The organism is Brachybacterium sp. YJGR34 (assembly GCF_003347015.1).
Taxonomy (GTDB): domain Bacteria; phylum Actinomycetota; class Actinomycetes; order Actinomycetales; family Dermabacteraceae; genus Brachybacterium.
The window spans coordinates 40195-55495 of record NZ_PNFB01000012.1 but is presented as its reverse complement, the minus strand read 5'-3'; the positions used below and the strand labels follow the sequence as shown (position 1 = coordinate 55495).

General features: G+C 71.1%; 15 protein-coding genes. 12 read left to right on the top strand and 3 right to left on the bottom strand.

Annotated features, from left to right (window positions below; translation table 11 throughout):
- The first annotated feature begins 4 nt into the window (after positions 1 to 4).
- From atpB to CXH06_RS11470, 9 genes are all read left to right on the top strand, one after another.
- Entirely contained in the window at positions 5 to 748 is a 744-nt protein-coding gene (atpB, locus tag CXH06_RS11510) for a F0F1 ATP synthase subunit A (RefSeq protein ID WP_114855378.1), read from the top strand.
- Between the two features lie 104 nt (positions 749 to 852).
- Positions 853 to 1083, top strand: a complete 231-nt coding sequence (gene atpE, locus CXH06_RS11505) for an ATP synthase F0 subunit C (protein WP_114855334.1) — start codon at positions 853 to 855, stop codon at positions 1081 to 1083.
- Between the two features lie 10 nt (positions 1084 to 1093).
- Entirely contained in the window at positions 1094 to 1639 is a 546-nt protein-coding gene (locus CXH06_RS11500; RefSeq protein ID WP_114855333.1) for a F0F1 ATP synthase subunit B, read from the top strand.
- Between the two features lie 9 nt (positions 1640 to 1648).
- Positions 1649 to 2464 (top strand): F0F1 ATP synthase subunit delta, encoded by an 816-nt coding sequence (locus CXH06_RS11495; RefSeq protein ID WP_114855332.1) that lies wholly within the window; start codon positions 1649 to 1651, stop codon positions 2462 to 2464.
- Positions 2465 to 2544: 80 nt separating this feature from the next.
- On the top strand, positions 2545 to 4170 hold the full coding sequence (gene atpA / locus CXH06_RS11490; protein WP_114855331.1) for a F0F1 ATP synthase subunit alpha: 1626 nt from the start codon (positions 2545 to 2547) through the stop codon (positions 4168 to 4170).
- Between the two features lie 70 nt (positions 4171 to 4240).
- Positions 4241 to 5155 carry a F0F1 ATP synthase subunit gamma gene (locus CXH06_RS11485; RefSeq protein WP_114855330.1) on the top strand — a complete coding sequence of 305 codons (915 nt, stop codon included), beginning with the start codon at positions 4241 to 4243 and terminating at the stop codon, positions 5153 to 5155.
- A gap of 49 nt (positions 5156 to 5204) precedes the next feature.
- Positions 5205 to 6662, top strand: a complete 1458-nt coding sequence (atpD, locus tag CXH06_RS11480; RefSeq protein WP_157975709.1) for a F0F1 ATP synthase subunit beta — start codon at positions 5205 to 5207, stop codon at positions 6660 to 6662.
- Positions 6659 to 6940 carry a F0F1 ATP synthase subunit epsilon gene (locus tag CXH06_RS11475; RefSeq protein ID WP_114855328.1) on the top strand — a complete coding sequence of 94 codons (282 nt, stop codon included), beginning with the start codon at positions 6659 to 6661 and terminating at the stop codon, positions 6938 to 6940. Before atpD ends, CXH06_RS11475 begins: the two co-directional genes overlap by 4 nt.
- Before the next feature lie 19 nt (positions 6941 to 6959).
- Positions 6960 to 7400 carry a DUF2550 family protein gene (locus CXH06_RS11470; protein ID WP_114855327.1) on the top strand — a complete coding sequence of 147 codons (441 nt, stop codon included), beginning with the start codon at positions 6960 to 6962 and terminating at the stop codon, positions 7398 to 7400.
- A gap of 123 nt (positions 7401 to 7523) precedes the next feature.
- On the opposite strand, the gene CXH06_RS11465 is transcribed toward CXH06_RS11470, so the two are convergent.
- Together CXH06_RS11465 and nucS are read right to left on the bottom strand one after the other, a co-directional pair.
- Entirely contained in the window at positions 7524 to 8753 is a 1230-nt protein-coding gene (locus CXH06_RS11465) for an N-acetylglucosamine-6-phosphate deacetylase (protein WP_114855326.1), read from the bottom strand.
- A gap of 28 nt (positions 8754 to 8781) precedes the next feature.
- Complete coding sequence (gene nucS / locus CXH06_RS11460) at positions 8782 to 9501, bottom strand: endonuclease NucS (RefSeq protein ID WP_114855377.1); 720 nt, start codon at positions 9499 to 9501, stop codon at positions 8782 to 8784.
- 259 nt (positions 9502 to 9760) lie between these two features.
- On the opposite strand from nucS, the gene CXH06_RS11455 reads away from it, so the two are divergent.
- The 3 genes from CXH06_RS11455 (at position 9761) to CXH06_RS11445 (ending at position 12754) form a co-directional block, all read left to right on the top strand.
- Positions 9761 to 10684 carry a hypothetical protein gene (locus CXH06_RS11455; RefSeq protein ID WP_232820322.1) on the top strand — a complete coding sequence of 308 codons (924 nt, stop codon included), beginning with the start codon at positions 9761 to 9763 and terminating at the stop codon, positions 10682 to 10684.
- 38 nt (positions 10685 to 10722) lie between these two features.
- Entirely contained in the window at positions 10723 to 11766 is a 1044-nt protein-coding gene (locus tag CXH06_RS11450) for a hypothetical protein (protein ID WP_232820321.1), read from the top strand.
- A gap of 85 nt (positions 11767 to 11851) precedes the next feature.
- Positions 11852 to 12754 carry a co-chaperone YbbN gene (locus CXH06_RS11445; RefSeq protein ID WP_114855324.1) on the top strand — a complete coding sequence of 301 codons (903 nt, stop codon included), beginning with the start codon at positions 11852 to 11854 and terminating at the stop codon, positions 12752 to 12754.
- Between the two features lie 341 nt (positions 12755 to 13095).
- Here CXH06_RS11445 and glgB read toward each other — a convergent pair whose 3' ends face one another.
- Positions 13096 to 15300, bottom strand: a complete 2205-nt coding sequence (gene glgB / locus CXH06_RS11440; RefSeq protein ID WP_114855323.1) for a 1,4-alpha-glucan branching protein GlgB — start codon at positions 15298 to 15300, stop codon at positions 13096 to 13098.
- Position 15301: the final 1 nt, after the last annotated feature.

The following is a 15301-nucleotide window of genomic DNA, read 5'->3' as shown; positions in this document are numbered from 1 at the left end:
GACCCTGTCGGAGTTCTTCCCGCCGGCGATCTTCTTCGAGGGGACCTGGTTCGAGTTCAACCGCGTCCAGCTGGTGCGCCTCATCGTCCTCCTCGTGGTCCTCGTGGCCATGTGCATCATCGCCTCGCGGGCCAAGCTGGTCCCGGGCCGCGTGCAGAGCGCCGTCGAGATCGTCATGGACTTCGTGAACACCTCGATCATCGGGAACACGCTGGGCCTCAAGGACGGCAAGCGATTCGCGCCGATGCTCATCACGATGTTCTTCTTCATCCTGTCGATGAACCTCGCCGGAGTGATCCCCGGGCTGAACCTGGCCGGAACCTCCGTGATCGGCCTCCCGCTCCTGCTCGCGATGTGGACCTTCGTCACCTACGTGGGCGCCGGCATCAAGAAGCACGGATTCCTCGGCTACTTCAAGTCCGAGACGATGCCTCCCGGGATCCCCTGGCCGATCTACATCCTGCTGATCCCGATCGAGCTGCTGCAGGTGCTCATCATCCGCTGGGCCTCGCTGACGATCCGACTGCTCGCGAACATGGTCGCCGGCCACATGATGATCGTGGTCTTCATCGGCATGACCCACGCGCTGCTGTTCTCCGGGTCCTGGCTGATCGCGATCAGCCCCTTCGCCGGTGCGATGGCCCTGGGCATCTACGGCTTCGAGATCTTCGTCGCGGCGCTGCAGGCCTTCATCTTCACGATGCTGACCGCTGTGTACATCCAGCTCGCCACCAGCGACGAGCACTGACCTCCGCCGCGGTCGGCAGCGACGCTGCCGCGCCGCGCGGCTCATCCCACCCCCGTCAAGACCTGATCGCCGCCCCCATGCGGCACAACGAAAGGAAACACCCCATGGAGTCCACGATCCTCGCTGAGGTGTCCGGCAACATCGGCACCATCGGTTACGGCCTCGCCGCCATCGGCCCGGGCATCGGCCTCGGCATCCTGGTCGGCAAGACCGCTGAGGCTCAGGCCCGTCAGCCCGAGATGCGCTCGCAGCTGCAGACCACCATGCTGATCGGTGTCGCGTTCACCGAGATCCTCGCGCTGCTGGCGATCGTCACCGGCCTCATCTTCGTCTGAGGTCGAGCACATGATTCTGGCAGAAGCAGGGGGAGAAGTCCCCGGCTGGCGGCTGCTCATCCCGCTCCCCGAGGAGATCGTGTGGTCTGCGATCTTCCTGGCGATCTTCGCCTCCGTCTTCATGAAGTTCGTGCTCCCGCGCATGAACGCCGTGCTCGACGAGCGGTCCGAGAAGATCGAGGGCGGCATCCGCAATGCGGAGAAGGTCCAGGAGCAGGTCGACCAGCTCAAGCAGGACCAGGAGGCGGAGCTCGCCGCTGCCCGTCAGGAAGCAGCGAGCATCCGCGAGAAGGCCCGTGCGGACGGTCAGAAGATCGTCGACGAGGCGCGCACCCGCGCCGAGGCCGAGTCCGAGCGCGTGCTGCAGGCCGGCCGCCATCAGCTGAGCGCCGAGCGGATCGCCGCCTCGACCGAGCTGCGCGGCGAGGTGGGCACGCTGGCGAGCGATCTCGCCTCGAAGATCGTCGGGGAGTCCCTCACCGACGACGAGCGCTCCCGCCGTGTGATCGACCGGTTCCTGGACGACCTCGAGTCGAGCCAGGCCACCACCCGATAAGGAACCGTGATGCGAGGAACCTCCTCCACCTCTTTCGGTGAGGTGCTCCAGCAGGCCGAAGGCGCCTTCTCGGCGCAGTCCGGCACGCAGGAGTCCACCGCCGAGGAGCTGTTCTCGACGGCCGACGCCGTCGATGCCAGCAACCAGCTCGTCCGCGTGCTCTCCGACCCCGGCCGTCCGGCCGCGGTCAAGGAGGACACCGTGCGTTCGCTGTTCGGCGCACAGGTGAGCCCGGCGGCGCTCGAGATCACCCTCGACGTCGTGCGGCACCGCTGGTCCGAGCAGGAGGACATCCTCGATGCCCTCGAGCTGCTCGGCGTCTCGGCGCTGCTCTCCCGCGCCCAGGCCGACGGAGTGCTCGAGCAGGTCGAGCGGGAGCTCTTCGAGATCTCCCGGATGATCGACGACAGCGGCGACCTCACCATCGCCCTGGACGGCTCGCGGGAGGACCCCTCGCAGCGCGCCACCCTCCTGCGCAGGTTGCTGGACGGTCGCGCCCATTCGATCACGGTCGCCCTCGCGGCCCGCGCCGTCGGACGGCGCACCGGGATCAAGCCGGCGCGGCGCATCGAGGAGTTCGCCCGCTTCGCCTCCGACCGGCGTCGGCTCGCCTTCGCCTCGGTCGCCAGCGCGGTCGCGCTCGACGAGACCCAGCAGAGCCGGCTCGCCGCTGTCCTGGCGGGCATCTACGGCCGGGAGATCCAGATGATCCTCCACGTCGATCCCGACGTCGTGGGCGGTCTGCGGATCCAGGTCGGCGACGACCTCTACGACGCCACCGTCCTGGCACGGCTCACCCGAGCCCGGCAGCGCCTGGTGGCCTGAACCAGTCCCGACGCCCCGGCGTCCCCAGCATTGTGTAGACCCTCCCCGCACGGGGAGACCGAGAGGAAGCGAAGCAGCAGATGGCGGAGCTCACGATCAGCCCGGAGGAGATCCGGAACGCCCTGGACACCGCGGTGTCCACCTACCAGGCAAGCGCCACCGAGCGCGAGGAGATCGGCCGCGTCAGCGAGGCCGCCGACGGCATCGCGCGTGTCGAGGGCCTGCCCAACGTCATGGCCAATGAGCTCGTCACCTTCGAGGACGGCACCGTCGGCCTCGCCCTGAACCTCGAGCTGCGCGAGGTCGGCGTCGTCGTCCTCGGCGAGTTCTCGGGCATCGAGGAGGGCCAGCAGGTCCGTCGCACCGGCCAGGTGCTCTCCGTGCCGGTCGGTGACGGCTACCTGGGCCGTGTGGTCGACCCCGTCGGCGACCCCATCGACGGCCTCGGGGAGATCGAGACCGTCGGCCGTCGCGCCCTCGAGCTCCAGGCCCCCGGCGTCATGCAGCGCAAGGCCGTCAAGGAGCCGATGCAGACCGGGCTCAAGGCGATCGACGCGATGACCCCGATCGGCCGCGGCCAGCGTCAGCTGATCATCGGCGACCGCCAGACCGGCAAGACCGCGATCGGCATCGACACGATCCTGAACCAGAAGGCCAACTGGGAGTCCGGCGACCCGGACAAGCAGGTGCGCTGCATCTACGTGGCGGTCGGTCAGAAGGGCTCGACCATCGCCTCGGTGCGGGCGACCCTCGAGGAGAACGGCGCGCTCGACTACACGACGATCGTCGCGGCTCCGGCCTCCGACCCGGCGGGCTTCAAGTACATCGCCCCCTACACGGGCTCGGCCATCGGTCAGCACTGGATGTACGAGGGCAAGCACGTCCTCATCGTCTTCGACGACCTGTCCAAGCAGGCCGAGGCCTACCGCGCCGTGTCGCTGCTGCTGCGTCGTCCGCCGGGCCGTGAGGCCTACCCGGGTGACGTCTTCTACCTGCACTCCCGTCTCCTCGAGCGCTGCGCGAAGCTCTCGGACGAGATGGGCGGCGGCTCGATGACCGGCCTGCCGATCATCGAGACGAAGGCGAACGACGTCTCGGCGTACATCCCGACCAACGTCATCTCGATCACCGACGGCCAGTGCTTCCTGCAGTCGGACCTGTTCAACGCGAACCAGCGCCCGGCGGTCGACGTCGGCATCTCGGTCTCCCGCGTCGGCGGCTCCGCGCAGACGAAGGCCATGAAGGCGGTCTCGGGCACCCTGAAGATCTCGCTGGCGCAGTTCCGCGACCTCGAGGCCTTCGCGATGTTCGCCTCGGACCTGGACGCCGCCTCGAAGCAGCAGCTCAACCGCGGCGCCCGCCTCATGGAGCTGCTCAAGCAGTCCCAGTACTCGCCGTTCCCGATGGAGGACCAGGTCGTCTCGATCTGGGCCGGCACCAAGGGCAAGCTCGACGACATCGAGGTCGAGGACGTCCGCGAGTTCGAGACCCGTCTGCTCGAGCACCTGCACCACAACGGCACCGTGCTCGAGGCGATCCGCAGCACCGGCAAGTTCGAGTCCTCCACCGAGGAGGAGCTCGACGCGCTGCTCGCCGACGTCAAGAAGGACTTCCTGGCCGGCAAGGCGGACAGCGCCCAGCGCACCGACGAGGACCGCCGCCTGGACGCCGACCAGATCGAGCAGGAGCAGATCGTCCGCGGCTGATGCGAGTGGCCGCCGCCCTGCGGGGCGGCGGCACCGCCGAGGACGCATCCACCCCCGCACGAGGAGAGACATGGGAGCCCAGCAGAGGGTCTACAAGCAGAGGATCAAGTCCGCACAGGGCATGAAGAAGATCTTCAAGGCCAAGGAGATGGTCGCGGCCTCGCGCATCGCCAAGGCGCACGCCCGCGTGCTGGCGACGACGCCGTACGCCGACGCGCTCACCCGCGCCATCGGCTCGGTCGCGACGCACTCGAGCGAGGTCTCGCACCCGTTCCTGCAGGCCGACCGCCACGAGACCGGGCGGGTCGGGATCCTCTCGATCACCGCCGACCGCGGCATGACCGGGCCGTACTCGCACAATGTGATCCGGGCGTCCGAGCAGCTCGCGAACACGCTGCGGGACCAGGGCAAGGATCCGGTGATGTACGTCGTCGGCCGCAAGGGCGACTCGTACTACCGGTTCCGCAACCGCCCGCCGCAGCGCTCCTGGACTCCGTACAAGGAGCCGGACCTGCCGGACCTCGGACGCGAGATCGCCGGCGTCGTCACCGAGGACCTCCTCGCCGAGGACCCGGCCCAGCACATCGACGAGCTCTACGTCGTGGGCACCCGGTTCGAGAGCCGCTTCCTCCAGAAGACCCGCTCGGTCCGCCTGGTGCCGATGGGCCTGGTCGAGGCCGAGGACGCCGGGGATCATCAGGCCTTCCCGCTCTACGACTTCGCCCCGGATCCCGAGTCGGTCATCGCGGAGCTGCTGCCGCGGTACGTCGAGTCGCGGATCATCAACATCCTGCTGCAGGCGATGGCCTCGGAGCACGCCTCCACCCAGCGTGCGATGAAGACCGCGACCGACAACGCGGAGACCCAGATCCACAAGTTCACCCGGCTGGCGAACTCCGCCCGTCAGGCGGAGATCACCCAGGAGATCACGGAGATCGTCGGCGGGGCCGACGCCCTCTCCGGATCCGGCCGCACCGAACGCTGAGACCTTGGCCGATCGCCCCGCGCGGCGGCCCGACATGGAGAGTACGGACATGACCACCACTGCCCCTGCACCGACCCAGGCCGCCACCGGGCGCGTCGCCCGCGTCACCGGTGCCGTCATCGACATCGAGTTCCCCCCGGGCAGCATCCCGGAGCTGTACAACGCGCTGACCATCCAGATCGAGGACACGGGCTCCGGCCTCGAGGCCTCGACCCTGACCCTCGAGACCGCCCAGCACCTCGGCGACGGCATGGTCCGCGCGATCGCGCTGAAGCCGACCGACGGCGTGGTCCGCGGTCAGGCCGTCGTCGACACCGGCTCGGCGATCTCCGTGCCCGTGGGCGATGCGACCCTCGGCACCGTGTTCGACGTGGTCGGCAACCCGCTGAACAAGTCGGCCGACGAGCTGCAGATCTCCGATCGCTGGCCGATCCACCGCAAGGCCCCGAACTTCGATCAGCTCGAGTCGAAGACGACCATGTTCGAGACCGGCATCAAGTCGATCGACCTGCTGACCCCCTACGTGCAGGGCGGCAAGATCGGCCTGTTCGGCGGCGCGGGCGTGGGCAAGACGGTGCTCATCCAGGAGATGATCTACCGCGTGGCCAACAACCACGACGGCGTCTCCGTGTTCGCCGGCGTCGGCGAGCGCACCCGTGAGGGCTGGGACCTCATCGAGGAGATGACCGAGTCGGGCGTCATCGACAAGACCGCGCTGGTCTTCGGCCAGATGGACGAGCCGCCGGGCACCCGTCTGCGCGTGGCGCTGTCCGCGCTGACCATGGCGGAGTACTTCCGCGATGAGCAGGCGCAGGACGTGCTGCTGTTCATCGACAACATCTTCCGCTTCACCCAGGCGGGCTCCGAGGTCTCCACCCTGCTGGGCCGCATGCCCTCGGCGGTGGGCTACCAGCCGAACCTCGCCGACGAGATGGGCGTGCTCCAGGAGCGCATCACCTCGACCCGCGGCCACTCGATCACCTCGATGCAGGCGATCTACGTCCCGGCCGACGACTACACCGACCCGGCGCCGGCGACCACCTTCGCCCATCTCGACGCCACCACGGAGCTCTCGCGAGAGATCGCCTCCCGCGGCCTCTACCCGGCGATCGACCCGCTGGCCTCGACCTCGCGGATCCTCGACCCCCGCTACGTGGGCCAGGACCACTACGACACCGCGGTGCGCGTCAAGCAGATCCTGCAGCGCAACAAGGAGCTCCAGGACATCATCGCGATGCTGGGCGTCGACGAGCTGTCCGAGGAGGACAAGGTCATCGTCTCGCGGGCGCGCCGCATCCAGCAGTTCCTCTCGCAGAACACCCACCTCGCCAAGCAGTTCACCGGCGTGGACGGCTCCGATGTCCCGCTGCGCGACACCATCGAGGGCTTCAAGGGCATCTGCGACGGCGAGTTCGACCACATCACCGAGTCCGCCTTCTTCAACGTCGGCGGGATCGACATGGTGCTCGAGAACCAGCACCGCATCGACAAGGAGCTCGGCGCGTGAGTGCGCTCGACGTCACCTTCGTCACCGCGGATCGCACCGTCTGGACGGGTCGGGCCGCGCAGGTCGTCGTGCCGGCGGTCGACGGCTCGATGGGCATCCTGCCGCAGATGCAGCCGACCCTCGCCATCCTCGGCGACGGTGCCATCCGGATCGTCGACGAGTCCGGCGCGGTCGAGGAGCGCATCGTCCATGGCGGCTTCGTCTCCGTGGACAGCGATGTCGTGACCATCGGCGTCGACGACGCGGAGACCGCTCCGGCAGGCACGTCCCGGGTCTGACCCGGCTGCGACACCGTCCATGAGCGACCTGAGCATCCCGATCCTCGTCCTGGGGATCGGGATGCTCCTCGTCGTGGCGGCGGCGCTCGTGCTGCTCCGCCAGCTGGCGATCGCGCGGCGGCGCGGCGCCTTCGAATGCACCCTGGAGCGGCGCGGTCTGGTGGGCGGCGCCGGGTGGCAGACGGGGCTGATGCGCTTCGGCACCGACCGGCTGCGGTGGTTCCGTCCGTTCTCCCTGAGGCTGCGCCCGGAGGTGGTGATCCGCCGCGCCGACATCCTGGACGTCTCGCGCCGGCGCCTGCCCTCTCGGGTCGAGGGCGGGGCGGACAGCTATCTGCTGGAGTTCACGCTGCGGGAGGGAAGGACCGTCCGTGCCATCGTGGATATCGTCTCGGGGGCGGCGCTGAACTCCTGGCTCGAGGCCGCGCCGACGGGCCTGGTGCTGGGCGACGCCGACTGAGGCCCCACCCGTCACGGGAGCGGGCTCCCGACGTCGGACCGAGCGGGTGATCCGGTCGCCGTCGAGCACACTGCCGATCCCCCCGGGACCACGTCGCCGCCGCGGTGGGCTCGCGGGCACGCGTCAGTCGGCGATGATCGCCCCGCCGCGCAGCACCGTGACCGGGTGCAGCTGCGCATCCACGAGGAGGATGTCGGCCCGTCGGCCGGCGGCGAGGGAGCCGATCCGATCCTGGACGCCGAGCACGCGCGCGGGCACGACGGAGGCCGCGCGCACGGCGGCCACGAGGTCCACGCCGGCCTCCTGCACCGCGAAGCGGACCACGTCCAGCAGGTGCGCGGTGCCCCCGGCGATCGCGGAGCCGCCGGTGAGGGTCGCCATGCCCTTCTCGACGGTGACGTCGAGGGCGCCCAGCCGGTACTGCCCGTCCGGCATCCCGGCGGCCGCCATGGCATCGGTGACCAGCGCGACGTGGTCCTCGGCGGCGAGCGCGAACACGTGGGCCACCGTGCGTGCGTCCAGGTGCACCCCGTCGCCGATCACCTCGAGGATCATCTCGCCGCGCGCGGCGGCGTCCAGCGCCGCGAGTGCCGGTCCGGGGTCGCGGTGGTGGATCGGTCGCATGCCGTTGAACAGGTGAGTGGCGGTGGGCAGCGGGGAGCGGCCCTGCTCGCGGCGCAGCTCGGCGGCGGCATGCTCGACGGCTCCGGTCATCTGCGTGCTCGAGCAGTCGGTGTGGCCGAGGGACGGCACGGCGCCCACCTCGGCGAGCGCCGTGATGACGGCGTCGGCCCGCTCGGCCTCGGGGGCGAGGGTCATGGTCGCGAGCGCCCCGCCGGCGAGCTGGGCGAGCTCCCGCACCAGGTCCTCGTCGCCCGCGGTGATGTGCTCGGGGTTCTGGGCGCCGCGCCGCGCGACCGAGACGAAGGGGCCCTCGAGGTGGATCCCCGCGATCTCCCCCTGCTCGGCGAGCTCGGCGAGCAGGGCGACGCGCTCGCGCAGCACCGCGGCGTCGGCGGTGACCAGCGAGGCGACCAGGCTCGTGGTGCCGTGGCGGCGATGCTCCTGCACGGCCGCGCGCATCTCGGCGGGGGAGGAGGCGTCCGGGAAGGAGGATCCGCCCCCGCCGTGGCAGTGCAGGTCCACGAGGCCCGGCAGCAGCAGCCCGTCGTGCTCGAGGCGCTCCGCGGCGGTGTGCGGCGGGGCGTGCGCGGCAGGTCCCGCCCAGAGGATCTCCCCGCCGGCCACGAGCAGCAGCGCATCGGGCACCAGCCCGTTCTCGAGCACGGCGCTGCCGCGCACCGCGAGCTCGGCGGCCGTCGATCCGGGGGCGGGGCTCTCAGCGGTGCTCATGGTCTCTCCCGGTCGTGGTCGCGCGTGGTCAGAACAGTCGGGACTCGACGTCGTCGATCCCGCGCAGGGCGTCGTAGTCGAGGGTCACGCAGTCGATGCCGCGGTCCGCGGCGAGCACGCGGGCCTGGGGCTTGATGGCCTGGGCGGCGAAGATGCCGCGCACAGGGGCCAGGAGCGGGTCGCGGTTGAGCAGCTCGAGATAGCGGGTCAGCTGCTCGACGCCGTCGATCTCCCCGCGGCGCTTGATCTCGATGGCGACGGAGCCGCCGTCCTCGTCGCGCGCCAGGATGTCGACCGGCCCGATCGCGGTGTAGTACTCGCGGCGCACCAGTGACCAGCCGTCGCCCAGGGTCTCGATGTTCTCGGCGAGCAGGGCCTGGAGGTGGGCCTCGATGCCGTCCTTCTGCAGTCCGGGGTCGACGCCGAGCTCGTGGGAGGAGTCGGAGAGGATCTCGTGCAGCCGCACCCGCAGGCGATCGCCCGACTTGTCGTGGGTGACGTCCCACTGCTCGATCCACGGCTCGCCCGGGACCGTCTCGCCCTCGGCGGACACGTCCTCCTCCTCGCGGCGCGTGGTGCGCAGCGTGCACGGCGGGCTCATCCAGTTCAGGGGTTTGTAGCTGCCGCCGTCGGAGTGGACCAGCACGCTGCCGTCGGCCTTGACGATCAGCAGGCGCGGGGCGAGCGGCAGGTGGGCGGTGAGTCGACCGGTGTAGTCGACGGAGCAGCGGGCAACGACGAGACGCACCCCGACAGCGTACGACACCACCGGCCGCGGCTCCGCACCGTCCGCGGGGGCGAGGACGGGACAGCGCGGCGCTCCCCTCGGCGGGCCGTGGGCGGCGCTCTCGTGGGGTGGGTATGAGGGGGTGATGAGACGTGCATGAGAAGAGCTTTACCCAGGTGCCAGTGCTCACTCAGCCCTGGTCAGCCGGCCCCTCCGCTCGTATCGTGGATCAGTCTGCTCGCCGGGGCACCGCCCGGCTCACCTCGAAGGAGCTACCACCGTGCAACGACTCCTGGCCGTCCTCCTGGTCCTCATCGGACTGGCCGGACTCGTGCTGGGCCGCCTGGGCGAGACCACCTGGGCACCGGCCACCGAGACCACCGCCACGGTCGCGCTCGAGAATCCCGGCCCCGCCGTGGTCCTCGATCCCGGCGTGCTCTACGTGGGCGGTGAGCAGGGAGAGGTGGTCATCGAGGGTGCCTCCGACGTCTCCGTCATCACCGCCTCCAACGACGACATCGCGGCCTACCTCGAGGGGGTGCGGCACACCCGCATCACCGGGGCGAGCGACTGGACCACCCTGAGCACCGAGACCGTCGACCCCGAGGGCGAGACCGAGCTGACCGATCCCACCTCCTCGGACCTCTGGCGCACCGTGGACACCGGGCCCAGCCCGTACACCCTGGACGTGCAGGAGTTCTGGGCCGGTGAGAACGGCGAGAACGAGCAGGTCTACCGCGCGATCCTCATCGTCACCGACGGCGCCGCGCCGGGCGCGGACCAGGTCTCGATCACCTGGCCGGTCGAGGCCGAGAACGAGTGGGTGCCCTACGCCTATGCCGGCGGCGCCGCGGTCGCCGTGGTGGGCCTGGTGCTCCTGGTGGTCTCCCTGGGTCGTCGCCGCGGCGAGGGCGAGGAGGACCCCGTGGACGTCGATCAGCAGGTCGAGGACGAGTCGCACCGCGCCGAGGGGACCGACGTCCCCGAGGAGACGGTGTGGGCGCTCGGCGAGGACGGTGCTGCCGTCGAGGCCGGGTCCCGGGTCGAGCCCGAGGACGGATCCGAGGCCGCCGCGGACCCGGTGTCCGAAGCCGACGACGAGGACGAGGAGAAGCCGGCGGCGACCGACGAGCCCGTGGAGGAGCCCGAGGCCGAGACCGAGCCCGGGGCCGAGCACGACGACGAGGGCGGAGAGCGCCGATGACCCGCCATGACCTGCGCAGCGCGCGGAAGGACGTCCCGATGACCAGTCGACCCGTCGGCCGCCGAGGCCTCGTCCTCGGGGCAGGCACGCTCTTCGTCTCCGGCCTGCTGGCCGCGTGCTCCGACGAGCCCGCCCCGCCGCCGGCCCCGCCGACGGGCAAGGAGCTCGCCGAGCCCACTCCCGTCCAGACCGAGGAGCAGTTCACGACCATCGTCGGCGAGGTCAACGCCGACGTGGTCGAGGCGGACGAGGCCCGCGACGCCTCGCTGCTGTCGCCCCGCGTCAGCGGCTCCGCCGTCCACTTCCGCAAGGCGTCCTACGCGCTCATCGAGAAGTCCGACGAGTTCGCCGCGGAGCTCACGGTGCCCGGTGCCGAGCTCGTGGTGCCGATGTCCTCGGTGACGTCCGACTTCCCCCGCGTCGCGATCGCCCTGGTCGAGGACTCCGCCGAGGATGGCGTGCCGTACTTCATGGCGCTCCAGCAGAGCGACGCGAAGTCCTCGTACACCAGCTGGGGGTGGGCCCAGCAGGCCGTCGGGATCGAGATGCCGACGGTCCCCAGCGCCCTGAAGGGCTCCGAGCAGGTCGCCGTCGACGACGAGTCTCTCGTCATGACGCCTGCGGCGGCGCTCTCGCTGTACGCGAAGGTGCTGACCGACGGCGACCGGGCCGATCCGGACGACCAGCTCGCCCCGAACCCGTTCCAGACCGGCGTCCACGAGGGCATCCAGGCCGAGCGCGCCAAGCTCAACGAGGGCGTCGAGCGGGACGAGGCGGCGACCGTCCGCGAGTCCTACGCGGTCAAGGAGGAGGAGTTCGCGGGTCTGCGCACCGATGACGGCGGGGCCGTGGTGCTGGGCACCCTGCTGTCCACCCGCACGGTCACCGTCGCCGAGGGCGCGACCGTCCGCTACACGGAGGAGAACCGCTTCACCACCGTGATCGGGCGCACCGAGTTCACCTCGAAGTACGTGCGCACCTATGGCACCCACGTCGCGCTGTACATCCCCTCGGCGGACGGCGGCGGACAGGTGCAGCCGATCGGCGCCACGCGCACCACGCTGACCGCGAGCGGGGAGTGACGGCCGGGCCCGGCCTTCGGTCAGCACGTCCGGAGCCGAACTCCTTAGACTGAGGGCGTACATCCCTCGTCGAAGGAGCTCACTCGTGACCGATCCGTACGGAATCATCGACCTCGCCGCGCTCAAGCAGCCCGCCGGGTCCGCCGCCGGCGGCGCCACCGCCGGCACGCCCTCGCCGCACGAGGTCGCGGTCACCGAGCAGGGGCTCGAGCAGATCATCGCCGACTCCCAGCAGGTCCCGACCCTGCTGCTGGTCACGAGCGCCCGGGTGCCCGAGGGCGAGCAGTTCCTCGACGCGCTGCGCCGGGGCGTGGACTCTCAGGGCGGCGCAGTCCGCCTCGCGACCGTGGACGCCGACACCCAGCAGCGCGTCGCCGGGGCCCTGCAGGTCCAGCAGCTGCCCACGCTGCTGCTGCTCCTCAAGGGACAGCTGCAGCCGATCGTGCAGTCGGTCCTGCCGGAGGCGGAGATCGCCAGCCTGATCACGCAGGTCCTCGAGGTGGCCAAGCAGCAGGGGATGGACGTCTCGGACGCCGAGGCGACCGCGGACGCCGCCGAGGAGCCCGAGGAGCCGCTGCCCCCGCTGATCGCCGAGGCCTACGAGGCGATCGAGCGCGGTGACCTCGACGCCGCGGCTGCCGCCTACCGCAAGCAGCTGCAGGAGTCCCCGGCCGATGCCGAGGCGACGGCGGGCCTGGCGACGGTCTCGCTCATGAGCCGCTGCCGGGACACGGACCCGGCCGCGGTCCGCGACGCCGCGGCGCAGCGCCCCGGCGACCTCGAGGCCCAGATGCTGGCCGCGGATCTCGACATGCTCGGCGGGCACGTCGAGGACGCCTTCTCGCGGCTGCTGGATCAGCTGCGCGGCGCCGACCAGGAGACCAAGGACACTGTGCGTGCCCGCCTGCTCGAGCTGTTCGAGGTGGCCGGCACGGCTGATCCGCGCGTGGCGCAGGCCCGCAAGCGACTCGCGAACCTCCTGTACTGATCCGGCTGCGGCGAGCGCGCTCGCCCGGCCGTCCTCGCCCGGCCGTTCCGCGCTTGCCCGGCCGGCCGGCTGCTAGCCGGCCGGCCCGCCCCGCAGGCGGCCACCGGCCTGCTCGCCGCCCGCCCGCGCGCTTCGCCCCGCCCGCTCGCCCGGATCGTGGGCCCATTGGCAGAGAATGGTGCGATTCGGATCCAGATCTGGGCGTCAGATGGCACGGATCTGCACCATTCTCGTCGGCCGGGGCCGGGGCCGGGGCCGGGGCCGGGGCCGGCGCCGGGGCCGGCGCCGGCGCGGGCCGGAGCGGGCAGACGTGGGGCCCGGGTGAGGGCGCCGCGGCGTGCTCAGTCCTCGCGGAGGCGCTCGGGGATCAGCACGACGGCGGCCAGCGGCGGGACGCTCAGCCGCACGGAGTGGTCGCGACCGTGCAGCGGGAGGGCCTCGGCGTGGACCCGTCCCAGGTTGCCCACCCCGCTGCCCCCGTAGACGGGCGCATCGGTGTTGAGCACCTCGAGCCACGGGCCGCCCTCGGGCAGCGGCACCCGGTAGTCGCGCCAGGGCTCGGGGGAGAAGCTCAGGACCACGACCACCGGATTCCCGGCTCGGTCGCGGCGCACGAAGGCGAGGGTGTTGTGGCCCGCGTCGTCCGCGAGCAGCCACTCGAAGCCCCCCGGGTCCTGGTCCCGCTCGTACAGGGCCGGGTACCGCGCCTGGAGGGCGTTGAGGTCCTTGACCAGCTGCTGGGCGCCGCGGTGCAGGGGGTACTCCAGCAGCCACCACGGCAGACCCGACTGCTCGGACCATTCGGTGCCCTGGGCGAACTCGATCCCCATGAACACGAGCTGCTTGCCCGGATGGGCCCACTGGTAGGTCAGGAAGGCGCGCAGCGAGGCGGCCTGCTGCCAGTCGTCGCCCGGCGCCTTGCGCAGCAGCGAGCCCTTGCCGTGGACCACCTCGTCATGGCTCAACGGCAGCACGAAGTTCTCCGAGTACTGGTACACCATCGAGAAGGTCAGCTCGCCGTGGTGGTACTGGCGGTGGATCGGATCCTCGCCGAGGTACTCGAGGGTGTCGTGCATCCAGCCCATGTTCCACTTGAAGCCGAAGCCCAGCCCGCCGGTCTCCGTGGGCCGCGTGACCCCGGGGAAGGAGGTGGACTCCTCGGCGATCATCACGATGCCGGGGGCGCGCTTGTACGCGGTCGCCGTGGCCTCCTGCAGGAAGGCGATGGCCTCGAGGTCCTCGCGCCCGCCGTGACGGTTGGGGGTCCACTGGCCGTCCTCGCGCGAGTAGTCGAGGTAGAGCATCGAGGCGACGGCATCGACGCGGAGACCGTCGACGTGGAACTCCTCGAGCCAGTAGCAGGCGTTGGCGACCAGGAAGTTGCGCACCTCGTGGCGGCCGGTGTCGAAGACGAGGGTGCCCCAGTCGGGGTGCTCGCCGCGGCGCGGATCGGCGTGCTCGTACAGCGCGGTGCCGTCGAAGCGGGCCAGGGCCCACTCGTCCTTGGGGAAGTGCGCCGGGACCCAGTCCATGATCACGCCGATGCCGGCGCCGTGCAGGGTGTCGACGAGGTGACGCAGGTCGTCGGGGGAGCCCAGGCGCGAGGTCGGCGCGTAGTAGCCGGTGACCTGGTAGCCCCAGGAGCCGCCGAAGGGGTGCTCGGCCACCGGCATGAACTCCACATGGGTGAACCCCATCGAGGTGACGTACTCGGTGAGCTCGACGGCGAGCTCCCGGTACCCCAGCCCCGGGCGCCAGCTGGGCAGGTGCACCTCGTAGATCGACATCCGCGCCGCGAGGGCGTCGTGCCCGGCGCGCTCGGCGAGCCAGTGCCCGTCGGTCCAGTCGAAGTCGCTGTCGGTGACCACGGAGCCGGTCGCGGGCGGCACCTCGGCGCGACGCGCCATCGGATCCGCCTTGTCTCGCCACCGGTCGTCGGCCCCGAGGATCCGGAACTTGTAGACGTCCCCGTCCCCGACGCCGGGGACGAAGAGCTCCCAGACCCCGGAGGAACCGAGGCTGCGCAGGGCGTGCTGGCGGCCGTCCCAGCCGTTGAAGGAGCCGACCACCTGCACGGCGCGCGCATTCGGCGCCCACAGGGCGAAGGAGGTCCCGTCGACCTCCTCGATGCTCCGCACGTGCGCGCCGAGCGCCCGCCACAGCTCCTCGTGGCGTCCCTCGGCGATCAGGTGCAGGTCGAGCTCGCCGATCGTGGGCCAGAAGCGGTAGGGCTCCTCGAGCTCCACCGGCTCCGCCCCCGGGGACCACACCACCCGGATCCGGTGGGCCGGAGGCTCCCGGCGATCCAGGACCGCCACCCAGATGCCGTCCAGCTCGTGGGTCATCGGCACGGCGGTGCCGTCCGGGAGCAGCACCGAGACCTCGTGGGCAAGCGGCTTGAGCGTGCGCACGGTGACCGCGCCCTGGTACTCGTGCGCCCCCAGCACGGCATGCGGCTCGTGGTGGGTGCCGGCCGCGGTCGCGGCGAGCTCCTGTTCCCCCAGCGGCATCGCGGGGAGAGCGGCGGGGTCCGGTTCGGTTCTCATG